20 protein-coding genes and 2 pseudogenes are annotated in these 25,997 nt (G+C 59.8%); 16 read left to right on the top strand and 6 right to left on the bottom strand.

Annotation, left to right across the window (positions count from 1 at the left end):
* Positions 1–170 precede the first annotated feature (170 nt).
* Positions 171–422 (top strand): annotated as a pseudogene (locus BUS06_RS27985) (transposase domain-containing protein); the annotation flags it as partial.
* Positions 423–645: 223 nt separating this feature from the next.
* Here the strand turns inward: BUS06_RS27985 and BUS06_RS27990 are convergent.
* Both BUS06_RS27990 and BUS06_RS27995 read right to left on the bottom strand, forming a co-directional pair.
* Entirely contained in the window at positions 646–2,097 is a 1,452-nt protein-coding gene (locus BUS06_RS27990; protein ID WP_167379442.1) for a tyrosine-type recombinase/integrase, read from the bottom strand.
* A 62-nt stretch (positions 2,098–2,159) separates the two neighbouring features.
* Positions 2,160–2,969, bottom strand: a complete 810-nt coding sequence (locus BUS06_RS27995; RefSeq protein WP_074267624.1) for a DNA-binding protein — start codon at positions 2,967–2,969, stop codon at positions 2,160–2,162.
* A gap of 726 nt (positions 2,970–3,695) precedes the next feature.
* On the opposite strand from BUS06_RS27995, the gene BUS06_RS28000 reads away from it, so the two are divergent.
* The 5 genes and pseudogenes from BUS06_RS28000 (at position 3,696) to BUS06_RS38380 (ending at position 10,318) form a co-directional block, all read left to right on the top strand.
* Positions 3,696–6,461: an integrase catalytic domain-containing protein gene (locus BUS06_RS28000; protein ID WP_074267625.1), complete on the top strand. Its 2,766-nt coding sequence runs from the start codon at positions 3,696–3,698 to the stop codon at positions 6,459–6,461.
* Positions 6,442–7,527, top strand: a complete 1,086-nt coding sequence (locus BUS06_RS28005) for an ATP-binding protein (protein ID WP_074267626.1) — start codon at positions 6,442–6,444, stop codon at positions 7,525–7,527. The genes BUS06_RS28000 and BUS06_RS28005 overlap by 20 nt, the downstream gene beginning before the upstream one ends.
* Before the next feature lie 28 nt (positions 7,528–7,555).
* Positions 7,556–8,860: a TniQ family protein gene (locus tag BUS06_RS28010; RefSeq protein ID WP_167379443.1), complete on the top strand. Its 1,305-nt coding sequence runs from the start codon at positions 7,556–7,558 to the stop codon at positions 8,858–8,860.
* Between the two features lie 249 nt (positions 8,861–9,109).
* Positions 9,110–9,511: pseudogene (locus tag BUS06_RS38725) on the top strand (TniQ family protein); the annotation flags it as partial.
* Positions 9,512–9,676: 165 nt separating this feature from the next.
* Positions 9,677–10,318 (top strand): hypothetical protein, encoded by a 642-nt coding sequence (locus BUS06_RS38380; RefSeq protein WP_253190076.1) that lies wholly within the window; start codon positions 9,677–9,679, stop codon positions 10,316–10,318.
* A 149-nt stretch (positions 10,319–10,467) separates the two neighbouring features.
* Here BUS06_RS38380 and BUS06_RS28020 read toward each other — a convergent pair whose 3' ends face one another.
* From BUS06_RS28020 to BUS06_RS28030, 3 genes are all read right to left on the bottom strand, one after another.
* Positions 10,468–11,790: an SUMF1/EgtB/PvdO family nonheme iron enzyme gene (locus BUS06_RS28020; RefSeq protein WP_074267629.1), complete on the bottom strand. Its 1,323-nt coding sequence runs from the start codon at positions 11,788–11,790 to the stop codon at positions 10,468–10,470.
* A 157-nt stretch (positions 11,791–11,947) separates the two neighbouring features.
* A complete protein-coding gene (fnr, locus tag BUS06_RS28025) occupies positions 11,948–12,706 on the bottom strand; it encodes a fumarate/nitrate reduction transcriptional regulator Fnr (protein ID WP_074267630.1) in 759 nt (252 codons plus the stop codon).
* Positions 12,707–12,782: 76 nt separating this feature from the next.
* Positions 12,783–13,256 carry a universal stress protein gene (locus tag BUS06_RS28030; RefSeq protein ID WP_074267631.1) on the bottom strand — a complete coding sequence of 158 codons (474 nt, stop codon included), beginning with the start codon at positions 13,254–13,256 and terminating at the stop codon, positions 12,783–12,785.
* Between the two features lie 275 nt (positions 13,257–13,531).
* Here BUS06_RS28030 and BUS06_RS28035 point away from each other — a divergent pair, with 275 nt between their 5' ends.
* The 3 genes from BUS06_RS28035 to BUS06_RS28045 all read left to right on the top strand — a co-directional run bounded on the left by BUS06_RS28035 (position 13,532) and on the right by BUS06_RS28045 (position 16,446).
* Positions 13,532–14,221 (top strand): FadR/GntR family transcriptional regulator, encoded by a 690-nt coding sequence (locus BUS06_RS28035; protein WP_074269329.1) that lies wholly within the window; start codon positions 13,532–13,534, stop codon positions 14,219–14,221.
* A gap of 157 nt (positions 14,222–14,378) precedes the next feature.
* Complete coding sequence (locus BUS06_RS28040) at positions 14,379–15,893, top strand: MFS transporter (RefSeq protein WP_074267632.1); 1,515 nt, start codon at positions 14,379–14,381, stop codon at positions 15,891–15,893.
* A gap of 220 nt (positions 15,894–16,113) precedes the next feature.
* Positions 16,114–16,446 (top strand): helix-turn-helix domain-containing protein, encoded by a 333-nt coding sequence (locus BUS06_RS28045; RefSeq protein ID WP_074267633.1) that lies wholly within the window; start codon positions 16,114–16,116, stop codon positions 16,444–16,446.
* On the opposite strand, the gene BUS06_RS28050 is transcribed toward BUS06_RS28045, so the two are convergent.
* Complete coding sequence (locus BUS06_RS28050; RefSeq protein ID WP_074267634.1) at positions 16,430–17,134, bottom strand: helix-turn-helix transcriptional regulator; 705 nt, start codon at positions 17,132–17,134, stop codon at positions 16,430–16,432. The two genes, BUS06_RS28045 and BUS06_RS28050, sit on opposite strands and share 17 nt — an antisense overlap.
* An 888-nt stretch (positions 17,135–18,022) precedes the next feature.
* Between BUS06_RS28050 and BUS06_RS28055 the strand changes: the two genes are divergently transcribed.
* The 7 genes from BUS06_RS28055 to BUS06_RS28085 all read left to right on the top strand — a co-directional run bounded on the left by BUS06_RS28055 (position 18,023) and on the right by BUS06_RS28085 (position 25,904).
* Entirely contained in the window at positions 18,023–18,964 is a 942-nt protein-coding gene (locus tag BUS06_RS28055) for a dihydrodipicolinate synthase family protein (protein WP_074267635.1), read from the top strand.
* A 12-nt stretch (positions 18,965–18,976) separates the two neighbouring features.
* Positions 18,977–20,557 carry an aldehyde dehydrogenase (NADP(+)) gene (locus BUS06_RS28060; RefSeq protein WP_074267636.1) on the top strand — a complete coding sequence of 527 codons (1,581 nt, stop codon included), beginning with the start codon at positions 18,977–18,979 and terminating at the stop codon, positions 20,555–20,557.
* A 100-nt stretch (positions 20,558–20,657) separates the two neighbouring features.
* Complete coding sequence (locus tag BUS06_RS28065; protein WP_074267637.1) at positions 20,658–21,590, top strand: SMP-30/gluconolactonase/LRE family protein; 933 nt, start codon at positions 20,658–20,660, stop codon at positions 21,588–21,590.
* A 167-nt stretch (positions 21,591–21,757) separates the two neighbouring features.
* Positions 21,758–22,936 carry an extracellular solute-binding protein gene (locus tag BUS06_RS28070; RefSeq protein WP_074267638.1) on the top strand — a complete coding sequence of 393 codons (1,179 nt, stop codon included), beginning with the start codon at positions 21,758–21,760 and terminating at the stop codon, positions 22,934–22,936.
* A gap of 54 nt (positions 22,937–22,990) precedes the next feature.
* Positions 22,991–24,070, top strand: a complete 1,080-nt coding sequence (locus BUS06_RS28075) for an ABC transporter ATP-binding protein (protein ID WP_074267639.1) — start codon at positions 22,991–22,993, stop codon at positions 24,068–24,070.
* Positions 24,067–24,945 (top strand): ABC transporter permease, encoded by an 879-nt coding sequence (locus tag BUS06_RS28080; RefSeq protein WP_074267640.1) that lies wholly within the window; start codon positions 24,067–24,069, stop codon positions 24,943–24,945. Before BUS06_RS28075 ends, BUS06_RS28080 begins: the two co-directional genes overlap by 4 nt.
* Positions 24,945–25,904 carry an ABC transporter permease gene (locus tag BUS06_RS28085; protein WP_074267641.1) on the top strand — a complete coding sequence of 320 codons (960 nt, stop codon included), beginning with the start codon at positions 24,945–24,947 and terminating at the stop codon, positions 25,902–25,904. Before BUS06_RS28080 ends, BUS06_RS28085 begins: the two co-directional genes overlap by 1 nt.
* Positions 25,905–25,997 lie beyond the last annotated feature (93 nt).

Genomic DNA, 25,997 nt, shown 5'->3' on the forward strand with positions numbered 1-25,997 from the left:
AAAGGCGAAGCACATCAGAAATTCACAGTCGTGCGCTCACGCTGCCACACCGAAGTCGATTCCCAAAAGCTGCCATTTGTCGTCCTCCGTGAGAAGGGGTAACAGAAGTCGACGTGCCTGCGCATCGAAGTAGTCAGGACTCTGAACGATCTTTATCGCCTTCTCGACGCCTAGACAACAATTGGGTCGAAAACCAGATCCGCCCATGGGCTATCGGAAGGGCCAACTGGTTGTTCGCCGGCTCGCTACGAGCAGGCCAACGTGCTGCCGCCATCATGAGCCTGATACGCTCGGCCCAACTCAACGGCCACGACCCGCACGCCTATCTGAAGGACATCCTCACGCGGCTGCCGACCCACAAGGCCAGCGACATCTCGGCATTGCTGCCGCATCGCTGGCGTCCGCCTGTGATAGTCAATTAGCGCAATCCGTCAAGGCGGGTTTGCTGCGCGCTTACGTAGGAAACACGCGCCAGCGCCTCGTTCAATTGCGGATAACTCCGCGGCAGTCGGTGCACGCTGCATCGATTCTGGATGGCCGACTGTCACATGAGGTGGGGCGCACAGCGTGCGGGCCGAGTAGAGGTGTCGCGAAGAATACTTGCACAGTGAAAGTGCCCCACTTGCTGGTCGCGCCACGGGAGGATCACGACGCTGGCACGTCGCCGAAGCTTTCCGACACAAATTTACGCAGCTGCGACTGATCGGTAAGGGCATATGCTGCCGTGGTTTGCACGGATGAGTGACCGGCGAGCGCTTGCGCCACGGGCAGTGGCACCTGATGGCTCACAACAAGGTGATGCACGTACGAGTGTCGCAGCCAGTGGGTTGACGCGGCCATGAGGGCGAACCGTCCGGCGATGTCGTTGGCTGGAAGCTGGCCTGCGATCTCCTCGAAAGCCAGCTTCACCTCGCGATATAGTCCGCTTCGTCCCAGCCCGTGTCCTCGTGTGGTGTGGATGAGAGGCATGTCTTCGATCGGAGACGGAGCGGGCGGTAGTCCCCGCGACTCGCGGTAACGCATGATGCAGCTGACACATTGAGCAGGAAGGGGAATGCGTCTCACGCGTTGACCTTTCCCCTTCACCTCGAGTGTCCATCCTGTCCGGTCTGTATGAAGCAGTGGATAGCCGTCTTCCCACGCAAGCTCGGCCAGTCTGACACCTGTATAACGGTAGAGGCCAAGGATGGTTGCCTGGCGGTTCCGTTTTGCGTTGGCCGGCGGGGCGCTAAGCCACGCGCTAATCCATGCATCGCACGCTTCAGTGGCACTGTCTGGCAGAAAGCGCTTCGGCTCGAACGTGGGTCGTTCGCCCTTGGTACTCCCGAGTTCCAGTGCGGGGTTCACCGTTATATAGCCCGTTTTCGCCCAGTACTGGTAAAGACTTTTAACGACCGCCATGGCGCGCGCGCAGCTTGCTGCTCCAAGCGGGTGGGCGGTAGCGTGAGCTGAAATATGAGGCAGCGTATCACGGAATGCGATCAAGTGTTCGCGGGTGAGACCTGATAACGGTCCGAGATCGGCACACTGGCACCACGCGATCAGCCGTTTCAGCTCTGTCACGTACGCGCGCCGGGTATGCAAAGACCGGCCGGTACGGTCAACGAGGAATGCACGGAGTGCCGTCGCGTCGTTCGTCGAGCTCAGGGTATTTGTGCTGGGGTCCGCGTTGAAGAACCTGCCCGTTCTCGCCAACCACCTTTCATCATGGGAGGAACCGGTTATAGCAACTGCATGGCCGTCGCCCTTCGGGATCGGGTGATTGTCTGCTGAACGTTTCGTTGCATCCGGGTGCGTCAGGCGAAACCGGACGGTGAGGGTGCGTAACAGCTGTTCCAGCACCTGTCCCGAGGTGGGCGCCTGCTCGCTTGTCATCACCACGATGGTGCCAGCGTGCCAGAACTGCACGGCTTCGAGCGAATCGAGCAGCAGATTGAACACTGCCGGCTGGGCACTCTTCGCGGCGGTCATCGACGGATAACGACGTGCCAGCGTTGCCGGTGTCCATCGTTCATAGACAGGGACACCCAGCGCCGCGGACACATACTCGATCGCGTCGTCGATTCGGTCTGGCAGTCGCCGCGGCGGTGCGACCATCGCGTCGATCCACGCGGAAGGCATCATGATGCAACCTTTCAAACAGTGAACGGGCGGCCTGACTACCGGACCGGGGAATCCGCATCGCGCTGGCCCGCGAGTTCGCTCCTGAGTTTTTGCCGGTCGGCCTGGAGTTCCTCAATGATTTGCTTCTGGCTTTCAATCACTTGCGATGCTCTCGTCAACCCTCCTTCGAGGGCTGCCTTTTCAGACACCATCCCCTGCCGCAGCGTGTCGGTCTCAAGCCTGAGTTGCCTGCCGAGGCCGTCAAATTGCAGTCGGAGTGCATCAACGCGCTCCTGGTAAGCGCGGTGTGCCTCATCGCGCTGGGACTTCATCTCATCGAGCCGATCCGCCATAGTCCGTGCATTGCGATTTGCTGCTTCCAGCTGCGTCTCGGTTTCCGCGAGTCGGGCACGCAGTTCGCCAACCGTTTCGTCACGGGTGGAAAGATCCTGACGCAGATCATCCAGTTCCACCTTCAGCAGATCCACCCTCGCGCGGGCATTGTCGCGCTCGGTCTCGGCGTTCTCCACGGATTCGGCCGCCGCCTGCTGGATTTTAAGTATCTCGTGGGTCTGCGCATCCAGTGCCGCAGTCCATAACCCTCGCATCAGGTCAGAGACGTGTGGCGGAATGTCCGGCACGCGCAGGTGCGCCCGGCCCGCTGCGACGAGTTCAACTTCAATCTCGTTTATCGTCCGCCCTAACGCTGTGGTGTCACCGCCCCCGAGCCTCGCCCTGACTCGTCGGACCGAGACGTGACGGCGGAACTCTTCCGTTGACGCAGGCGCGGGTTGACCAGCTTCGGCCAGCAAAGCGATTACGGTCGCACGAACGGCTTCGGGGGAATTGGACGGAGCGCGGCTCATAAAACTGATTATGGCCCGAAAACGGATTTTAATGTGATTCGCGGTTATTCCAATACATACAGGACGTACTGATTGGGATAAATGTCCGGGATAGAGCGCTGGAGAAATGATAACTTTAATTATCACGCGAAACAGAGTGGCATTATTGCGCTCACCGTCCCGGCATGACGCGCCAACCGTCCATTTTTTTTGCCGTGTATTTATTTGTGCCGTTAACTAAATAACAACGGCAACCGGTATGGGGAAAGACGGATGTTCGCAATCGAACATGGCGGTTGCGCGTATCAGCAATTGAAAAAAAATACCACAGACGATGTTTCCGATACAAACAGTATTCCGTCAGACTGCTCTGAAAACCGTTGTAGGACATATATCGACATTTCGGCTTTCCCATAAAAACCCGATTTTGTGCCGAAAAAGCTCTTACGTGCCCGTGTTATCCAGCCAGCCGTGCACGGCCTGGAAACAGCCGCCCACCACGTGCCCACACCGCAGGTCATGCCTCGATTCCCGGGCAGGCAAGCTATGCTTGTCCCTGACAGTGGGCGCGCGATTGGGGTGCTCCGGCTTCCGATCGTTGGAATATGGCGCATGAGCTGCTATTTCAGGACGTGTCAGGTGTGTAACTGATGGCGAACGCAAAAGCGTTGGTCAGGATCCACCGTATCCCGCCGCCGTCAATCAGAAGTGTGTTGCAATCATGATGCATGGATTACAGGTGCCAGAATGTTCGGTCAACTGGAACTAGCTGAGTATCTCGCAAGCCATCCGATGCCGGCTACCACGCGCGAACTGGTGGAGAAGATCCGGCGCAATCAGTCAGACTTCAATCCGTTCAATCATCAGGGTACACGAACGGTCGTGACGATTCGTTCCGCAAAAATGCAGCAGGGCGTCACCGTACAGAGCCGGACGCTACACGCCAGTGCGGCCATGTGGTATGAATTTGACGAAAAAATTCAGGAATACTATGCAAATGTGCATTCATTCACTGCAATTACTCAACGGGAAGATGGGAGCGTCGCAAACAAGTCGCAGCACTGGTTCGATTTTCTGATACTTGGGGACGGTGCGCCCCGCTTCGAGGACTGGAAAGAGGAGACGGTCCTATTCCAGATGCAAAAGAAAGAAGACGATCGATGGAAAAAGGTGGGCCGCTTCTGGCGTGATGAATGCGATCGCTGGCATGACCGCGCATGCGAGCAATATTGCGGGTCGCTTGGAATTGCGCATCAACTGCGGACGAACCGAGAGATTCCACGACGGTTTCTCGAGAATATTCGATATCTGCGGGATTTTTACGATCCAAGGACACCGGTTCTCTCCTCGGATACGGCAGAGCGGCTAAGGCAATGCGTACAGAACGGTCCGGTCAGTTACGATGACATGATGAAGCGTGAGGGATTCCAAGCGGATGTTCTGCTGTCGGCGATCGTCCAGGGTGTGCTGTTCGTTGATCTGAATACCGACAGTATTGGTAATCCCGCCGATCTGCTGATGCACCGCGATGCTGACCTTGCCGAGGCCGATCGGCTCATTCGCCGGGGCGACTTCATGTGCGAGCCGTTGCCCCTTCCCGGCCTTGCAGCGTGCCCAATCGGCACCCGACTGCAATATGGAGGAGAGGCGTGGACTGTTATCTTGGGTTCGACAGGACCGGACGCGGAGGTGCTTCTTACTTCAGGCGCGGGAGGGAGAATGAGCCTCCCCACCGAGACAGCAAGGCAATTGCTGGCCGAGCGCGCAACCGATGAAGAGCGCGTTGCTTTGCTTAACAGCGAGAAACGGCGCGCCATCGCTTCCTTAAGCAGGACGGAGCTCAAGGATGGAATAAAGAAATATAAGGCAGTAATCTTGGACGACGGGGCAGACCAGTATTCCGATGCGACTCTGGGCAGGTCCAGGCAGGCAATACGCGACTGCACCTTCGTACAGGATGTCCTGCTCGAGCTCGCACCGCATCACGCAGAAAAAGGTAACCGGTTACCCCGGCTTCCACCACTGGTCGAGTTGCTTGCGAAGACGACGATTGAGACCGTTCATAACGCGGCATCGGCCGGCAATGCAAAGAAGACTTACGACACCTACTGCGAGGAATGCATTAAACAGGGTGTCGTGCCCATGTCTTATCCAACATTGTGCCAACGGGTCAAGGCATACGAGGACCCGAATGCCCGGTTCGGCAAACGTGTTGCCTACCGGGACGGGCAGATTCCTCTGATCCTGGACGCGCGCGAGCCGGTGGATGGCGTAGCGCCCCACGAAGTCTGCTACATCGACCACACCGAGCCTAATCTCTTCACGAAGGGTCCTGAGGGACAGGACTGGGGAAAGCTCTGGCTCTCTGCGGCAGTGGACGGTAACGTAACCTGTGCACGCGCATTTTATCTCTCATATCGTCCACCATCCGCGCTGTCGGTGCTCATGACACTCCGGGACTATGTGCGTCGGTGGAGGCGCCTGCCGCGGATTGTGGTCTTTGACGGTGGCGCCGACATGCGCTCGCACGCGGTTGAACAGTTCTGCAAGATCCATAACATTGATGTGCGATATCGGGCAGGCGGTCGACCGCGTGGCGGCAAAGACGTTGAGCGGCTATTCGGTCTGACCGAGGAAGAACTGCTATCCGGTCTGGAAGGCTGTTCGATCCAGTTGAAGGAGGCTCGCACCGTAACCAAGTCAGTCGATCCTACGCGCCGCGCTGTCTGGACGTTCCCTCAGCTTTACCGCGCGATGGAATCCTTTCTTTTCGACTTCAGATACCGTCGGCACGTTCATCCGGGGCTGGGTATGACGCAGTGTGACTACGAGCAGGCCAGGCTCGAACAGACAGGCCGGCGGGACCATATACGGGTCGAATTTGACGAGAATCTGCTTCTGCTCACGGCGCCTTCGCCACCACGCAGCGAACACAAGGTTCACGCGCAACGGGGTGTGTGGGAGAGCGGCATGTTTTATTGGCATGCGGAATTTGCAAAGGTCGGCGGGAAGCCGTGTCCGGTCCGATACGAGCCGTGGCTGGCGAACGTCATCTATGTCTATGTTGGTCATTGCTGGGTGACGGCCCTCGCGCGTGACCTCGAGCCCTACTGGGGTCGAACGCGCTACGAAGTGGAGTACGCCAAGCGGATGGAGCGAAATTTCAACCGCCTTGCTGCAGAACGTGACCGCCATACGACATCGCGGGCCGTGCGTCTTGGGCAGGTAAGAACGCCTATAAGTTTTGACGAGACCACTGCAAAGAAACAGAAGAGCGAATTGGAGCTTTATAAGGCGCTTGGAATGGGAACTGCAAGAGCCATTGATCTTGGCATGGTACCTCGTCAGGAACCAGCTTGCAGTTCAGCCTCTGGGCCCGATTCCTCGGAGGTGGACATGGCGCCCGATGCGGCGATCGCGCGAGCTGGTGGAGAAGCGGCTGCCGAACTTGCCGCGCTGTCTGATCCGACCTCTTCCGCATGGAGCGAGCCAGATGAAGCTGGACTTCTCTAAGACAATACACAGGATTACGTACGAAGAGAGGCTGATGTATAGCAGGCTGACTCGTGAGCAGGTCCTCGCGCTTCCCGATGCGCAGAAAGTTCGCTACTTTTATTCGCTGAGAGTAAAGCATCTTCTTCGTGACGGTGCGGAAGCTAAGCTAACGGATCTGTTGGGGCCGTGCACCGATACCGGAATAATTACACTTTTCGGGCCAACCGGAGGGGGCAAGACAGCGCTGGCCGAGACAGTTGGTTCCCGGATGAACTCGACTGAAGCCGGTCATCGGCCATATATTTATGTGAGAGCGCCCGCTTTTGGAGCCGCAAAAGTATCCTGGGGTGGTTTTTTCAGAAAAATCCTGGAGGCAGGTCAGGAACCGATGATTGACGCGAAGCGCTCATGGGGCGTGCGGGACAATCGTCTGATCGGCTCGAGTAGTCGGGCTGACCTCCCGGCTTTGCAAAATGCGGTATGCCAGATGCTGAAAAACCGTGACACACGGCTACTCGTCGTTGACGAAATTCTCCATATCCTGCGATATGGTGATCACGATAAAGCCTTGGACTCGGTGAAAGACCTGTCGGACGCCGTTTCAACCCAGATTCTGTTGATCGGGCCTTATGATCTGTTCGGCATGGTGACAAACTATGACCAGGTGGTGCGGCGAGGCGAAATGGTTTATCTCGGCCGGTACAGGAATGATCGACCGGATAAAGTTCGGAACAAAAGCGATGTGGATGAGTACAAAAATATTATAAGAAAACTGATGGAACGCTGGCCACTGGAGCTGGTGCCGCGATTTGAACTGGTAGCAAGCGACTTGTTGACGGCGACGTTAGGTATCGTCGGATTGCTGAAGGAATTTTTGACGCGATGTCTGATTTGCCAGATAGAGAACTCGGGAAGGTGGAAGGAAGGCTTCATACCCGTTGCGCTCAAGAAGAAGCACTCTATCGAAAAGATCCGGAAAGCAGTCGAGGCCGGTGAAGCCATGTTGATAAGAGAAAATTTCGATGAGTCAACCATTGATCTGGATCGCGTTGCGGAGATGGAAAAGCTCGTGGCGGGAAGGTGAAGTGAACGCAGATACGATGCAGTCCGCCATGTCCGAAGACTTGCGTTCCGGTCTACCGCTGGCGCGAGAACCTGTTCCGTTGTTTTATGGGCTTCTGCCAATGGGGATAGGGACGGGAGATTGCGAAGGTCTGGTGAGTTACCTTTGCAGGTTGGCTTTGGCGCATTGCGTTAGCGTCGATGATCTGGTCAACATGGGACTGGCGCGGTATTCCGCAAACGATTTCAAAATCTGGCGTCATTTCTCGACGTGGATGAAAGACCGCGCGGTGGATGTCTTTGCGAAGCAACGCACGCTGGCACTCCGGGACGCCCTCGTCGGAGCGACCGGAATTCAGGCGGTCGGTCGGCTTTCGCTAGCTTCTCTTGATGGCGTCATAGATTTGGCGGGCATGTCCTCTCTCCGTCTTCGCCACTGTCCGCTGTGCTACGGAGCCGCAGAGTTTGCCCAACTGCACCGTCCGCTTCTTTGGGATCTGAAGGCAGTCAGTTGCTGTCCGGTTCACGCGGTGCGACTGGTCGATTCTGAATGCGGACGGGAGACACCCCAACGCCGTCCGAGGTGGCATAGAGTTCACATGCCAGGGGTCTGTACCGAGTGTGGCTCGATCGCCTACGCTTGCCGGGCGGTTTCCCACGTAGGCGCGTCGCTCGCAGAGCAGTGGGTGGCGCGTCAGTCAGCGATGCTCATTGCTGCGGTCTCGGATGGCGAGAATTTTGACGCACCGTTGGCGCCTGAGCGTATCCGCGGGCTCGCGACCCAGATAGGCGATGGCTTCCCATTTCGCGCAGCTGCAGTATGCGGGTTCAACAAAGCCAGGCTATACGATTGGATTCACGGAGTCAGGCTTATCAAGTACGCCCCTCTGCTCGCGCTCTGCGCGGCATGCGGTATAAATGTCGTTGATGTGTTGCGAGGCCCGGCGCAATGCTCCGAAGGGGCGGACTTTCGCTATAAGCCTCACGCGCGCCGAACTCGGATCACTTCTCTTGATGAGTTGCGCGAAAAGATAGATTCTGCGCTTGCTGTCCTGCAAGATCCCTCCGTGGCGGCTGTTGCGGCTTATATAGGTTGCGACCGTTCAACCATTTCGAAACGTCTGCCGGAGGAGGCGGCGATGCTCACAGCGCGTTGGCGCTCGGCAAGAAGCATTAATACGGCCGCGCGCATACTTGAGGCACAAGCATCGATTGAATCCGTTGCCCAGAATCTGAAGAACGCAGGTAAATCCGTTACGCTACGCAATGTGTGGCTCGAATCGGGCATTTGTGTAAGTCGAGGCTCACGCTTTGAAGAGCCTTTCAGGCGTGAGCAGGATGCGCAGAACGACTAGTCTCGTCAGCCGCTGCATTAGTACAGCGCGAGTAGGGCGATGCCGAAGTGCAGCGATTGCACCAACGAGGAGATGACAGGTTAGTCGTTCACATTGCCCGAGGTTTTTCGATCACCAACTCCAAACAGCGTGCTCGCCGATCTGCTTCTAGCGCGCGTAGGCTAGATTTCTTGAATTGTCGAGTCTTCGATACGTAATGGTTAGTTGCACTAGTTGATAAAGGTACGTACCGTGGTAAATCAGGTAGATGTGCAAACGACGGGAACCATCCTTTATCCGTTGAAGCCTATTGGTCTCGGTTTGTGGGACTGCGAAAGCGTCGGAAGCTTCATGCGTCGCCTCGCGTTCCAGCACTGCGTACCTTATGTGAAATTAAAATCGTACCTTTCCGAAATTTATCCGAGTCGTCGCGGATTGCGCAATCGATATAACAGTCCGGGCAAAGAGGCAGAATCGCTCACTTTAGCGACGGGCTGCGACGGTCTTCATAAATGCGCACTACTACCATTTCGAAATAACTTCGCTTTAATGATCGGAGGGATAGATGGCGCCGGGCGTTATTGCCCTGTGTGTGTTGAGGAATCTCCATTTCCAGATGCGTGGGGCCGGGTGCTGTGGGACATTTCCATAGTGGACGCATGTCCATTCCATGAGATCGACTTAATGTCTTGCTCGTGTCTCATCCCGATGCAGTACGGGTCCGCAAAGGCACCGAATCTATTTGGTGTATGTCCATGCTGTGGATCGGTGTCGTATGGCTGTTCCGAACACCCTGCAAGACGGGCAACCGGGAACAAACTTATAATCGCCTCGCAGATGGCCGATCTGATTGCGGCGATATCGGATGGCAAGGAGTTTGATCGTGGCGTCGCTGCTGAGGCGGTCTTGTGCCACCTCGTTGATGAGTTCGGCAGCGTAATGGAGGCATCCCGATTTTTTAGAATGGATGTGGGTCACTTGTATACGCTTGGCGGCCGATCAAGGGTCCCCATCGATTTGCTGATGACGATATGCTTGACAACTGGCGCGAATCTCGTACGTCTGCTTGACGGGAAAATCGAGCGGGCTTACCAGCCGTCCGATGCTATCCCCCGGGCGCGCCGCAGGACGATCCGCGATGCTGAGCTCGCTCTAGCGTTTCAACAGGCGGCTGGTGAGATGCCTGGAATGTCGTTACATGAACTCGCGCAATCGGTGCGCGTCGCTCCAAGGAGGATGGAAGTAATACTCCCGGAACTAGTAGCCACCATAAGAAGAAAGGACGAAATTGAAAGGGCCAAGAGGCGTCGCGCGCGTAGGCAACGGCTCGTGCAAAGGCTGCATGAGATCAAGAGAGAAGTTGAGGCGACGGGCGGCCGGCTTACAGAGTGCGTTGCTCGCTCGGAGACAGGGGCAGGGTTCTGGCCCGGCACGGAAAGCAGTCGCATACTGAAACTGGTAATACGAGGTAAGCTTTAGTTGGGGGCAGCTCATACTCGTCCCGAGACACCCCGCACGTTTTCTGCTCGCCTCCATATTCGCTTTGGGTGGGGAAAATAAAGCATAAGTCGGCCAGTATTTGCAATAAAGCATAAGGCTGTTTTGACGATCAACTTACGCTTTGTTTGTCACGCGCGCACACACCGAAACCCCGCATACACATACTGATAATGCGCTTGAAACCAGTTGCGAAACGCGGGTCTCAACATGCATTGCGCGGTGCGTGGCGAACCACCCTTCAACACGTAATGCTGCCCATCGAAGAAATTCGCTGAGTATCCCAGGTAGAACGGAAACGGCTCAAACCCCGGCAAAGCATCGAACAACGTCGAGGTCCATTCCCAGCCGTTGCCGAACTGACCTTCCACGCCGAATGCGCTAATGTTGTCGGGATGCGCATCCACGGCCTGCGGATCCCAGCTACGAAAATCGAAGTTGCCTGACGCTGCGTGCGGGGCGCCGTGCGCGGCGCGCTGCCACTGCGCTTCGGTTGGCAATGCTTTGCCGGCCCAGCGGGCGTACGCACTGGCTTCCGCGTGGCTGACGTAGACCGGCCAGTCGAGCGGCAAGGGGATCTCTTCGAACATGGTGCGCAGCATCCACTCGCCGTCACCGTCGCGTTGCGACCAGCCGGCGGGGTGGCTGATGCCCTCGCTTTCCTTCCAGACCCAGTCCTTGTCTTTCCACCAGGCCCGCTGGTGGTATCCACCGGCAAGCAGGAACTCGCGGAAGGCGCCGTTCGTCACCATGTAGCGGTCAATCTCGAAGGTGGGCACGTCGACGCGCAGTTCGCCGAACTCGTTGTCCCAGCCGAAGCGGCCGCTGTCGCGCGGCATGCCGAGCAGCGTCGAACCCGCCGGCACCCGGACCATGGCCGCTTCCTCCGGCCCGAAGGTGCGACGCTCGGAACTCGTCGGCGCCTGGCCGTCTTCACGGCCGGGTGCGTCTACCTTCCACGCAAGCGGCAACTGATGCAGCATGTAGGCGAGCGTCTCGGCATGCATCAGACGATGCTCGATGGCCACGTTCAGCAGCTGCGCGGCCGTGGCATCCTGGGCGTCATCCGCCTCGGGGTCGCCGTCGATGTTCAAGGCCGCCAGTTCACGGTCGATCTGTTCGCGTGCCTGCTGGCCGTAGCCGCGCACGGCCTCCAGCGACGGCCAGTCGTCGGGCACGTCGGTCGGCAGGCCGCCGTCGACCGGGTCGATGCCGAAGGCAAACAACTGGTCGAGCGAAGCATTGAAGGCGGGCAACGTGCACAGACGCTGATCGAACAGATTCCGGTCGAACGCCTCGAGATGGCCGATGTAGAACACGATCCGGTGACGCTCGCGGATCGGCCGTTCGTACAGGTACTCGGGTTTGACGATGGAGAAGAGGGCGTCTGTGATCTGACGCGCGTCGATCAGGCGCTGGACTAGCGGATGATGCGGGGTGGGGTCGCGATTCATGTCGCCGGGTCTCCTGGATGGGGGACAGTTTGAAGACTGTACCGCAGTCGCAGGAGACGTGCCAAGGCGGAGCCACGGGGGAGGCGGATGGTGGCGGAACTGAAGCGTCCTGGGACAGGCGCGGCGCGCGGGGCCGCGCGGTGTGACGCCTCACGGCTTACACGTGCCGCAGTCCGTCCAGATCGACGATACGGATGAACTTGCCTTGCGTGTCGATCAGGCCGCGCTTTTGAAATCTTGACAGGGTGCGGCTCACGGTTTCCAGCGTGGTGCCGAGATAGCTGCCCATGTCCTCGCGCGTCATGCGCAGGTTGAATTCCGCGGACGAATATCCGCGTTTTGCGTTGCGTTCGGATACATCGAGCAGGAACGCGGCAACCCGTTCGTCGGCGGACAGCGAGCCGAGCACCATCATTTGCGCGGCCTCGCGGACGATCTGCTCGCCCATCAGCTTGTGCAGACGCTCCTGCATGGAGCCGATGTCGCGGCACAGACGCTTGAGCTTGACGTACGGAATGATGCACACGGTGCTGTCTTCCAGCGCGGTTGCGCTGCAGGCGTGCCGGTCTTCGCTGATGCCGTCGAAGCCGAGTGCCTCGCCGGCAAGGCGCAGGCCCGTGACCTGCTCGCGGCCGTCGCGGTAAGCCAGGGTGGTTTTCAGCGAGCCGGAGCGCACCGCGTACAGATTGCCGAACGCGTCGCCGGAGCGGTATAGCGTCTCGCCGCGCTGGACCGGGCGCGCGCTGCAGATGAGCGCTTCGAGCTTCGGCAGTTCGTCCGGGGAGAGACCTTGCGGCATGCAGAGCGGCCGCATCGCGCAGTTCGAGCAGCGCGCGATGCTGCGGGGTACCGGCAGGCTGGTGGAGGGGCGGCGGCGACGGGCTGGAGGCCGAACTACGGCGGTGGGCGTAAGCATGGTGTACGACCGTTTGTAAGGGAATTAATCCATTGTCCCACCGTGGTTATCCACCGTTTCGCGGCAAAATGACGCGTCAAGCCGATGCGGCGTCGTGCTCCTGTCCTGCCGCCGAAGGCACCAGCAGCACGGGTAGCGCAGCCTGACGCACGCAGCGTTCGGCAACGCTGCCGAGGAATAGCCGCTGAACGCCCCGGCGCCCGTGCGTGCCCATGACGAGCAGATCGGCGTTGAACGCGGCGGCGGCCTTCAGCACCACGGTGGCGACATCGTCGACCGCCGTGGCCTCGGCGACCGCCACCTCGCCGGAAACGCCTTTTTCGCGCATCGCCTGGGTAAATTCTGCGCCCAGTTCCTTGCCCTGTTCGATCAGCCGGTTACGCAGGATAGACGGGTCATAGCCGGGCGCCTCGAAATACATTGGCGTGTTTTCGACGACGTAGAACGGCTGGAGTACCGCGCCCATGGAACCCGCCAGGTTCAGCGCAGATTCAAATGCGCGGCGCGAGGTATTGCTGCCGTCGACCGCTACGAGGATACGTTTGTACATGTTGGACTCCGCGTGGAAAGGGTTCGGGACCGGCTGCGCCTGTTGCCGCCTGATTGCCGGTTTCAGCTTAGATCATGTGCGGGATTGTGTTTTTTTGTCGGGATGTAAATCAAACACTTGGCAAATTTCCGCAGGTAGGGTCATATAGGCGGAACGCCGTCCGGTGAGCCTTTGCGGCGGGCGTGCAGTCCATCTAACCAATCTTTGAGCAGGCAATCCACCCTGTTTGCCTTACAATTGTGGCCTATTCTGACAAGCTGAAACCTTCATCGATGATGAACGAGCGCAAATCGACGGGCCTGCCCGACAAGATCTACGGCGACATCCTCAATCGCATACTCGAAGGCGAGTACAAGGAAGGCGAGCGGCTGCCCACCGAACACGCGCTGGCCGAGCGCTTCGAGACCTCGCGGCCCACGGTACGCGAGGCGTTGGCCCGTCTGCGTGCCGACGGCATCATCGTGACGCGGCACGGCTCCGGCACTACGGTCGCGCGTCGCCCCGATCCGGACGTGCGCCGCTTTGCGCCGCTCGAAACGCTCTCCGATATCCGTCGCTGCTACGAATTTCGCATTGTCACAGAGGGCGGGGCCGCCGAACTCGCCGCGGAAAAAGCTGAAGTGGACGACATCGACGCGATCCAGTTCGCGTGGGACGAACTGGAGCGCATCGTCGAAACCCAAGGGATCGGCGCGAAGGATGACTTCTCGTTTCACCTGGCGGTTGCGCGGGCGTCGAAGAATCCATTCTTCATTACCGTGATGTCCTTTATCGAAGAGCAGATCGTGTTCAGCATGAACCTGTCGCGCAACCTGTCGCTGGTGAAGACGGTCGAGCGGCAGCGGCTGGTGCAGGCCGAGCATCTCGCGGTGCTCGAAGCAATCCGCCGCAAGGACGGCCCCGGAGCCGGCCGGGCGATGCGCGCGCACCTCGAAAATGCGCTCGAGCGGATGTTCGGTTCCTGAGTTATCCCAGTCTCTGCGGGCCGCGTCGAACGCGGCCCGTTTTTTTTGAACGGTCCGGCCTCGTGTCTGGCTCCCTCATGCTCCTTTACGCGCTACGCCGCGTCGTGCCGAAGTGAATCTTCCCCGCCCCCTGCCTTTCCGTGACGCGCTGCTGGCAATGCTCGGCATCGCCCTCGTCAACATGCTGGTCGCCCTCGACCAGACCGTGGTCAGCACCGCGCTACCGTCGATCGTCTCCGAGTTGCGCGGTTTCGAGTTTTACGCGTGGATCGCGAGCGCCTACCTGCTGGCGTCCGTGGTGACGGTGCCGGTGTTCGGGCGCCTTGGCGACTATTTCGGCCGCAAGCGCTTTGTGATCGCAGCGGTGATCGTCTTCACGGTCGCCTCGCTTCTGTGCGGCGTGGCGCCCACCATGCCGTTCCTCGTGGTGGCGCGCGGCCTGCAAGGCGTAGGCGGCGGGATGATGGTCGGCACCGCGTTCGCCTCGATTCCCGATCTGTTCCCCGACGCCCGCGCGCGGGTGCGCTGGCAGGTCATCATGGCGGCGGCTTACGGCATCGGCACGGCGGCGGGGCCGTCGCTCGGCGGTTGGCTGAGTCAGCAGTTCGGCTGGCGTTCTACCTTCCTCGTCAATCTGCCTGTCGGTGCGCTTGCGCTGTATTTCATCTGGGCGCATCTGCCGAATTACCGGCGTGCCGTGACCGGCGAGGTGCGTATCGACTGGAGCGGGGCGGTACTGGTGGCGCTCGTGCTGGGCGGCCTGCAGACGTTTATCGAGGCGGTGCCCAAGTCGGGGCTGACAACGGCCAATCTGCTGCTGGCGGCGTTCGTCGTGCTTGGCACCGGCGCGCTGCTGGTTTGCGAGCGCCGGGCGACGCACCCCATCATTCCGCTCGACCTGTTCAGGGACGCCCAGCTCGTGACGCTGTTCACCCTCTCGCTGCTGTCCGGTTTCGTGATGTTTTCGCTGATTTTCTTCGCGCCGTTGCTGCTGCAGGGCGGCTTTGGGCTGACTCCGCAGGAGGCCGGACTGCTTGCGACGCCGATCGCCGCCTGCATCGCGCTCGGCAGTCTGATCAACACGCGGATCGTGATTCATTTGCCGAAGCCGACGCTGATCCTGTCGATCGGTTTCATGCTGCTGGTGATCGCTTCGGTCGGGATCGCACTGGCGACGCCGGCCACACCGCATCTTTATCTCGAACTGGCGATGGGCGCGGTCGGCATCGGACTCGGCTTCATTCTCAACAATCTGAACGTCTTCGGCCAGGAGATCGCGGGCCGGGAGCGCTTCGGTATCACGACGGCGTTGTTGCAGTCGAGCCGGATGGTGGGCGGGATGCTGGGTACCAGCATCGTCGCCACGATCATCAACCGCCGCTACGAGACGGGCGTCGCGGACGCGTTGCAGGTGCTCGGCGAACCGGTGGCCTCCACCTGGTTGCCAAAGTTGTCTGACCCGCGGATCCTGATCGATCCGAGCCTGCGCGATACCTTGCTCGGCGAGCTGGGGCGGGCGGGTCTCGCGGGTCCGGCGCTAGTGGAAGCGGCACGCCATGTGCTGGTTCAGTCCATCCATATCGGCGTGGTGCTCACGGGCGTTGCCGCGCTGGTGGCGGCTTTTGTGGTCCGCCGGATCTCGAATATCACGTTCAGACGCAGCGCCAATTAAGTCACATTTTTACCGTTTTTCAAACACCATAATCAGTTATCCGGAAATAATTCCTGATTTCCTGTGTTTATCGGCTCGTCCGTAGGGCATAAAAAACGCGTGAAAAACGGTATGCATGTTGGGTCGGATTTGCACCTACCTACCTGGATAGGTGTGTCCTTTTTCAGGGTCCATCAAAATTCAGACGAATAATGGTTAATCCACCTGAGAGACTCAAAAAATGGAATTACTCGAAAATCACTGGAAAGCACCCGTCACCATTCAAAATCGGGCCGTTGACGTCGCAGAAGAGACTCCGGCCACCGCAGTGGATCGGCATCTCATCATTGCTTACAGGAAAATGAAAAAGGAAAGCCAGCGCCGTTTCTGGGCGCGCTTTGGCGTGACGCAGTCGCGCGGCAGCCGGTTCGAATCGGGCGCGGAAATTCCGCCGCCGGTTTCAATCCTGCTGGGGCTTTACTTCCTGAAAACGGTTTCCGACAGCGATTTAGGGCGTGCCGAACGCGTGATTTACAGCCGCGACGCCGCTGCGCTGCTTAGCCCGGGTCAATAAGACCGAGTTGAGCGGCAATCACGGCCGCCGCGCGCCGTGAGTTCACCCCGAATTTCGCCCTGATATTCTTTACGTGGAAGTTCACTGCAGCTTCCGAGCAACTAAGAATATGTGAGATTTCCCAGGTGGATTTACCGCGCGCGGTCCAGTTCAGGCATTCCCGTTCACGTGGCGTCAATTGCGGCAGGACACTTTTCGCATGCGAGTTGAGATGCCGGCGGCTGGTGTCGATTACCAGATCGCGCAGCAGGACGAGATTGGGCAGCACGCCGTCGATGTGGGTCCAGAACGTGTCGGTCCCGTGGAAGTTGTTGGCGACGCACAGCATGCCGGCTTCCTGATTGGGTCCATGAATCGGCAACGACACGCCGGAGCGCAGGCCGTGCGAGCAGGCCAGTTCGTAAAGCGCCCGCTGATCCCGTGTGGCAAAGAGTTCGGGTGACCAGACCAGCGGCGTTGCGCGGGTGAGGCAGTGGCTGACGACGGGATCGATGTGCATGTATCCCTGCTCTTCATAACTGCGGCGCCAGCTTTGCGAATAGGTGCTGCGCACATATGCATCTTCCAGACGCATGCCGGGCCGCGGCAGCATTGCAATCAGAACCCGGTCGAAACCCCAGCCGCCTGCAATAGTGGTAATCGCGTTGAACCACGTTGCTTCGTCCGGAGCGTCCACGAGTGGCGACATTTGCTCAGTAAAATGTAGCGACACTTTCGATTCCTCAATCACAGCGGCCCAGCTGCGGGCTTCGCCGGCGCGAACTCGCGACCGGCATGATAATGGGCAGCAATCTATCACCGTTTATTACTGAGCGGCTCGAAAAACGAAGTCCGGACCCATATTCCGGACTTTCAGAATCTCTCCGCGCGGCGGATAAACCAATACTATCTTCGCTCGGCGAAAATTTGCCCGGACTGGTTACCGCTTGTAAGACCAATGCCCCGGCTGCTGCGGATTCCTCAAAAAATTGTCAAATCAGCCCGGCTGAAAACGATTTCCGGACGATTTAACAATTGTCCCGGGCCGGTTTTTGCGCGCGGAACAGCATCATAGTTTCAAACACTTGATATCGGCAATAATCTTCAAAAATTTAGCTGCCAGGGTTGAATGGGTTGTCCGGCGTGCCGGAATTCTGTTCAAATCGCCCAACGGTTAATGACCGGGTACTTATAAAAACCAAGGCCAAAAATAGAGTGCCTATTCGAGCGATAAAACTGCGCGAAAGATTATGTTCTGCCTGTTTGACCATTTTCTGGTTTGTTCCGCCTGGCCGATTTCGGTGCCGCCTGGCCATCGACGCTTATCCAGCGTGAACTAACGAATCTTGACTGGGCCGCGACGACCTTCGGTTTAAATGTTGTCATACGAAATTTAAGTCACTGATCCGGCCTAAGGAAAAAATCTCTGACAGCACCGACAGGCCGGCTTGAAGACCAGAATCGAAAGGTTGCTTTCGGCACCGCGCGTGCATGCTTGCGCGAGCACATCCTCCGAGCGTCTCGCAAATGTTGTTTGACAACATTGCGGACCCGGTGCTACCTTGGCATCAATTCTTCGATACTGTGCTGAGGCGCCATGAAAATCTCCCCCATCCTCGATAGCGAGTTTGCCGCCACCGTGATGGCCGTGCCGCCGCTGGCCCGCCGCGCCGATTATTCGCTCGACGCCGCCGAAAACCAGAAGCTGATCCGGCACATCGAAGCCGGCGGCGTGCGCACCTTGCTGTATGGCGGCAACGCCAACCTGTATCACGTGGCCGTGAGCGAATACCGCGAACTGCTCGACATGCTCGCGGAAAGCGCGGGTCCGGACACCCGGGTGATTCCGGCCATCGGCGCCGACTACGGCAAGATGCTCGACCAGGCCCGCATCCTCGCGCAGACCTCGTATCGCACCGCGATGGTCCTGCCGCTCGCCGGCTTTACCACTTCCGAAGGCGTCGAAACCGGTCTCAAGCGGATTGTCGACGCCGCGGGAATCCCGCTCACGCTCTACGTCAAGAGCGAAAACTACGTGGACGTCGACACGCTCGCGCGCCTCGTCGACAGCGGCACGCTGATCGCGGTCAAGTACGCCATCGTGCGTGAGAACCCGGCCGACGACGTGTATCTGCGCCGTCTGCTCGAAAGCGTGCCAGCCGCTAAACTGGTGTCCGGCATGGGCGAACGTCCGGCGCTGGTGCATCTGCATGAATTCGGTCTCGCAGCATGGACCACGGGCTCCGGCTGCATCGCCTCGCATGCCGTCATGGCGTTGCTGCGTGCCATCAAGGCCGGCCAGATGGACGAGGCCCAACGCCTTTATGACGCTTTCATGCCGCTCGAAACCTTGCGCGACGATATTTCGCTGATCCGCGTGCTGCACGACGCCGTGACTTTCTCGAAAATCGCGGACATGGGACCGATGCTGCCGCTGTTGAGTTCGAGCCCAGTGGGGCATCATGCGAGTATCGACAGCGCGACACAGGCGCTGCTCGCTTTCGAACGCCAATTTGCGGAAACCTCCGCGGCACGTTAAGGGAATTGCAAGATGCAGATCACAGGAGACATGCTTTTGGGTGGTTCCGCAGTACGCGGGACCAAAGGCACATTGCGCGCGTTCGATCCGGCGCGTAACGCGGAGATCGAACCCGCGTTCGGCGCTGGCGGCGCAGCGGATGTCGACCGCGCATGCGAGCTGGCGGCCCAGGCGTTCGACGCTTACCGCCATGCGCCGCTCGAGACGCGCGCACGTTTTCTGGAAGCGATCGGCGAGAATATCGTCGCGCTCGGCGACGCGCTGATCGAGCGCGCTCACGTTGAATCGGCGCTGCCCAAAGCGCGCCTCGAAGGCGAACGCGCACGCACGGTCGGGCAGCTCAAGCTGTTTGCAACGCTCGTGCGCGAAGGCCGCTGGCTAACCGCTACGCTCGACTCAGCGCTGCCCGAGCGTAAGCCGTTGCCGCGCTCGGATCTGCGTCTGCAGAAGATTCCGGTCGGGCCGGTTGCAGTGTTCGGCGCGAGCAACTTCCCGCTCGCATTTTCCGTGGCGGGTGGCGATACCGCCTCCGCGCTGGCCGCCGGTTGCCCGGTAGTCGTCAAGGCGCATCCGGCGCACCTCGGCACCTCCGAACTGGTCGGACGGGCCATCCAGAAAGCCGTGGCCGATAGCGGTCTGCCGGAAGGCGTGTTCTCGCTCGTCATCGGCGCGGGTAATGAAATCGGCGAGGCGCTGGTCAAGCATCCGGCCATCAAGTCGGTGGGCTTTACCGGTTCGCGGCGCGGCGGTCTTGCGCTGGTCGACATCGCCTCGAAGCGTCGCGAGCCGATTCCCGTGTTCGCTGAGATGAGCAGCGTCAATCCGTTCTTCGTGTTCCCCGGTGCGCTGGCGAAGCGCGCCGAAGCGCTGGCGAATGCGCTGGTCGATTCGGTCACGCTTGGGGTGGGCCAGTTCTGCACGAACCCGGGCCTCGTGCTGGTGCTCGAAGGGCCGCATACACGCGGCTTCATCGACGCCACCGCGCAGGCGCTCGCAAAGAAAAGCGAGCAGACGATGCTGACCGCCGGCATCGCCGCTGCCTATAAGGACGGTGTCAAGCAACGCGCGGAGCAGAGCGGCGTACAAAGCGTGGCGCAGGGCACGCCATCGGAAGCGACTTGCGCCGCCATCCCGGTCCTGTTCGAAACCACGGCGGCGAAATTTCTCGCGACAGCGCAACTCGAAGACGAAATCTTTGGGCCGACTTCGTTGATCGTCACCTGTGCGGACATCGACGAAATGCTCAAGGTGGCCGGCCATCTCGAAGGCCAGCTGACGGCGACCCTGCAACTCGAAGCCGACGATTACGCACTGGCGCGGCGTCTGTTGCCGACACTCGAGCGCAAGGTAGGCCGGATTCTGGCGAACGGTTTCCCGACGGGCGTCGAAGTTTCATATGCGATGGTTCACGGCGGCCCGTTCCCGGCTACGTCCGACGGGCGTGCGACTTCAGTGGGTGCGACCGCAATCGAGCGCTTCTTGCGCCCGGTCTGCTATCAGGACCTGCCGGCCGAACTGTTGCCCGAAGCGTTGCACGACGATAATCCGCTCAAGCTCTGGCGCCTGCGCGACGGCAAGCTTGTGCAGGGATAAGCGTCGATCGCTTCGCACGGGCGCCGAACGAGGTGCCGTGCGAAGAAGCGCCATATGGGCGCCGTAAGAGGCACCAAACGAAGCATCCAAAGGACATTGCATGACCGAGACAAACCGACGCTATCCCGACCCCGCCGTCCGTATTCTCGATCCGCGTTTCAAAGCCTTGCGTCTTGCGTCGGCTTCAGTCGAATGCCTGTACCAGGGTGCGCGCTGGTCGGAAGGTCCGGTATGGTTTGGCGACGGGCGTTATGTGCTGTGGAGCGACATCCCGAACAACCGCATTCTGCGTTGGGATGAACACAGCGGCACGGTGACACCGTTTCGCCAGCCGTCGAACAACGCCAACGGTCACACGCGCGACCGTGAAGGGCGGCTCATCGGTTGCGAGCATCTGACACGCCGCGTCACGCGTACCGAGTACGACGGTTCGATCACCGTGCTGGCGGATCGTTACAACGGCAAGCGCCTCAATTCGCCTAACGATGTGGTTGTCAAGTCGGACGGCTCGATCTGGTTTACAGATCCCACCTTCGGCATCGACGGGTTTTACGAAGGCGAGCACCAGGAATCTGAATTGCCGGCCTGCGTGTATCGCGTGGACGGGCAGAGCGACGAAGTGACGATGGTGATCGACGATGTGCTTGGCCCGAACGGCCTCGCCTTCTCGCCGGATGAAAAGATTCTGTACGTGGTCGAGTCGCGTAGCGAGCCGCGCAAGATCCGCGCGTTCGACGTCAGCGGCAACACGCTTTCGAACAACCGCGTGCTCATCGATGCGGGCCCGGGCACGCCGGACGGTTTCCGCGTGGATGTTCACGGCAACCTGTGGTGCGGCTGGGGTATGGGCACCGACGAACTCGATGGTGTGCGCATCTTCACGCCGCAAGGCGAGGCGATCGGCCATATTGCATTGCCCGAGCGTTGCGCGAACGTCTGCTTTGGCGGCGTGCATCGCAATCGCCTGTTCATGGCGGCGAGCCACGGTTTGTATTCGCTGTACGTGAACACGCAGGGTGTGAAGGGCGGTTAAGCATCAAAAGGATTTTGCTGAAACAGGCTACGGCGTCTTGCCCGCGCTTTAGCCTGCGATTTGCTTGACGTGATGAATGGGCGCTGGCTATGTTGCATTGAGAGACACGTACCGCGGGCACCGCAATCCGACCGGCGGACTTCCATACCAAGAAGCGAGGAGACGTAATGACTTTTTCTGGCAGCTTGTCAGTCAGGTTAGCGAGTATCTGCGTGGCAGTGGGAACAGCGTTGGGCGCGACCTTCGCGTCGCCGGCCTATGCAGACCCCGTCACGCTCAATATCGTCGATGTAGCGGGCGATCTTCAGTTGACGCAAAAGGGCTTTGAGGCGTTCAAGGCGAAGTACCCGAACCTCGTGGCGAACATCACCTATACGAACGCTCCGGCGCCGCAATTGCCCGGCAAGATCAAGGCGATGCAGGCGGCTGGCCGCTCCGATATCGATCTGGTGCTGACCGGCACGGACGCACTCGCTGCAGGCATCGAACAGAGCCTGTGGACCAAGCTGCTGCCGGAGCAGGCCGCCACCTTCCCGGGCGTGCTCGACAAATACGCGCCTGGTCCACGCAAGATGCAGGACCTGGCGCAGGGCTTTGGGCTGGAAGTGGCGTACATGCCGGCTGGACCGCTGCTCGAATACAACCCGGCCAAGGTCACCGATCCGCCGAAGACTCCCGATCAGTTGCTGCAATGGTGCAAGGCGCATCCGAACAAGCTGATCTACGCCCGTCCGGCTAACTCCGGCCCGGGCCGCACGTTCCTGATGGGGCTGCCGTATGTGCTTGGCGACAAGGATCCGCGCGATCCGGTGCACGGCTGGGACAAGACCTGGGCATTCCTCAAGCAGCTGAACGACTGCATTCCGTATTACCCGGGCGGCACATCGGCGGTGATGAAGGAACTCGGCGAAGGCACTCGCGACATGACGGTGACGGTGACCGGCTGGGACATCAACCCGCGTGCGCTCGGGATCGTACCGGCGGAGTTCCGTGTGCAGAACTTCGACAACATGACGTGGGTCGACGACGCGCACTACATGGTGATTCCGAAGGGCGTGCCGAAAGAGAAGCTCGACGTGCTCTACAAGTTGATGAACTTCATGCTGGAACCGGCGCAGCAGGCGTTGACCTATGACGATGGCTACTTCTACCCGGGACCGGCTATCAAGGGCGTGACCGTCGATCAGGCACCGGCGCATAGCCAGGAAGTCCTGAAGAAATACGGCCGGCCGGAATATACGCAAATGCTGGCGGCTCATCCGCACGTTCTGCCGCTGGACGCTGCTGCGATGGTCGCCGCGTTCCAGAAGTGGGACCGTGATATCGGCGCGCAGAAAAGCCAATAGCCGGAGCGCGGGCTACGGCCCGCCTCCGCTTTGCATGGGACGGGAGTAAGCGCCATGAAGCCTCATTTTGAGCAGTTGCGTCTCGATTCGGTGAGCCGCAGTTTTACGAATGCTGAAGGGCATCCTGTGGCTGCGTTGCAGGGCCTCGATCTGAACATCCAGCGCGGCGAGTTCATTGCGTTGCTGGGGCCGTCCGGGTGCGGCAAGTCGACCGCGCTCAATTGCATCGCCGGCTTGCAACCGCTCACCGGCGGCGGCATCTGGCTCGACGACACCCGTATCGACGTCCTGCCGCCGGAAAAGCGCGGCTTCGGTATGGTGTTTCAGAACTACGCGCTGTTTCCACACATGAGCGTACTCGACAACGTCGGCTTTGGACTGAAGATGCGCGGCGTCGCGAGAAGCGACGCGGTGCGCCGCGCGCGCGAAGCCTTGCAACTCGTGCAACTGGTCGGGCATGAAGGCAAGCTGCCAGGGCAGTTGTCCGGCGGCCAGCAACAGCGCGTAGCAATCGCGCGGGCCATTGTGATCGAGCCGCCACTCGTGCTGATGGATGAACCCTTGTCGAATCTCGATACGAAGTTGCGCATCGAGATGCGCGCGGAGATTCGCCGCATCCATAGTCAGCTCGAGCGCGCGACGATCTACGTGACGCATGATCAGGACGAAGCGCTTTCGATGGCAGACCGCATCGTCGTGATGAAGGAAGGCGTTGTGCAGCAGGTAGCGACGCCGAAGGAAGTGTATGGGCGGCCGAAGAACCTGCACGTCGCGCGTTTTATGGGTTATCGCAACGTGATGGAGTTCACGCTCGAAGGCACGCAGGGAGAAGCGGTCGCGGTGAACGCGAACGGTGTCCGTCTATTGGGTATGCCGATGCACGGCTTCAACAGCAAGCGGGTGAATGTGGCCATGCGTCCTGAAGATCTGGAACGCAGCACGCCCGGCGCCGAGAACGCGTTTGACGTCGAGGTAACGACCGTCGAATACGGCGGCCGCGATTCGCTGATTCGTGTGAAGTCGGCATTCGGCGATCTGTGGGCGCGCGTGGCGGGCGACTTCGCTGAGGGCGAGCGCATTACGTTGCGCGTGCCGCCTTCACGCACGCTCGTCTACGACGGCGACGCGCTATGAACGCCGGCACGCTGTCACCGCCGGTCGCTGCGCACGATCCCAAGGGCTGGCTGGTTGCGCCTGCGCTGATCTTTATCGTTGCGCTGTTTATCTACCCGTTCGCCTACGGCCTGGTGCTGTCGTTCCAGCCGATGAACGGCGGTGGCCTGTGGGCGAACTACGTCGCGTTCTTCACCGATACGTCGATGTGGCCGACGATCCTGGTCACATTGAAACTCGCGGTGCCTGCAACGCTGATCAACGTGGGCGTGTCGATTCCAGTAGCCTTCGCGTTGCGCCGCAATTCGCCGTATCAGAAGCTCGTCACGACGTTGTTAGTGATTCCGGTCACGCTCGGCACGGTGTTGATTGCGGACGGCATGCTCACGTATTTCGGGCCGAACGGCTGGTTTCCTCAGGCGCTGCAAGGCCTGCATCTGTACACCAACGAAGTACGGCTCACGCACAATTATTGGGGTGTCCTGATTTCGCTGATCGTGTCGGGCTTTCCGTTTGCGTTTCTGCTAACGCTGTCGTACGTGACGGGGATCGATCCGACGCTTGCCAGCGCCGCCGCCACGCTCGGCGCGAGCCCGTGGCAGCAGTTTCTGCGCATTTACCTGCCGCTGCTGGTGCCCGGTTTGACGATGGCCGCTTGCCTCTCGTTCGTGCAGGCGTTTTCGGTGTTCCCCTCGGCGGTGCTGCTCGGCGCGCCGGCGGGACCGACGCGGGTGATGTCGATTGCCGCCGCCGAAGCCGCGTTCGAAAACTACGACTACTCGCTTGCGTCGGCCATCGCGATGGTGATGGGCTTCGTGCAGTTGCTGGTGGTCGCCGGGATGCTGGGTGCGCGCCGCTTCTTCTATAGCGGCCCGGTGACAGGAGGGAAGGGCTGATGACAACCGATCATCACGCTACGCAAGCGTGGCCCGCCTCCGCCAAGCCGCAAACCCAGGCCGGCCAGACCGAAGACGATAGCGCGGGCCGCAATCGCGGCGTGCAGCCGGGCAAAGCCGTCAAACAGCGCACGCCGCTTGCCGAGCGGATCTGGAAAGTGCTGGTGTGGGGCGCGATGGTGTTTTTCCTCCTCAACGTCCTGCTGCTGATCGCGACGGTAGCCGTCAACTCGGTGGGCACGCGCTGGTTCGGCACGCTGCTTCCGCAAGGCTTCACGCTGCATTGGTACGCGCAGGCATGGAGCGACTTCCAGTTGGCGAGCGTGCTGTGGGTCACGGTGGAAGTGGTTGGCGCCGTGGTGATCCTGTCGGTACTGCTCGGTGTGCCGGCCGCCTATGCATTGGCACGCGTGCAATTCCCCGGCAAACGCTTCGCAGTGCTGGTGTTTCTGCTGCCATTGATGGTGCCGCCGGTCACGTACGGCATTCCAATGGCGACGGTGATGTACAAGGTCGGCCTCGCCGGCACATTGCCCGGTGTGATTCTCGCGAATCTCGTGCCGGCGCTGCCGTTCGTGATTCTGGTGATGACGCCGTTTATCGAGCAGATCGACCCGAATCTCGAAGCGGCTGCGCGGATCTTCGGCGCGAATACGTTCCGCTATTTCCGTTACGTGCTGCTGCCGCTGCTGGTGCCTGGCATGCTGGCCGCGGGGTTGCTCGTGCTGGTGCGCACCATCGGCATGTTCGAATTGACCTTTTTCACGGCCGGTCCCGGCACGCAGACGCTGGTGGTCGCGCTGTACTACGCGGTGTTTTCGACCGGGGTGCGCGCGCCGCAATCGATCGATGCGATGGCGATGATCTATATGGCGATCACGCTGGTATGGGTGTTGATCGCGCTGCAATTCGTGAGTCCGACGCAGATCGTCTCACGTGTGAAGGAACAGAAGCGCTGAGCCAGGCGAACCGCCGCGCGAGGTAACGCGGCGGTTCGGGCAGGCGTGCTCAGCGTGTTTTATTAACGAGCTTTGTAGTCAAGACGTCGTTGG

This window comes from Paraburkholderia phenazinium, assembly GCF_900141745.1.
Classification (GTDB): Bacteria; Pseudomonadota; Gammaproteobacteria; order Burkholderiales; family Burkholderiaceae; genus Paraburkholderia; species Paraburkholderia phenazinium_B.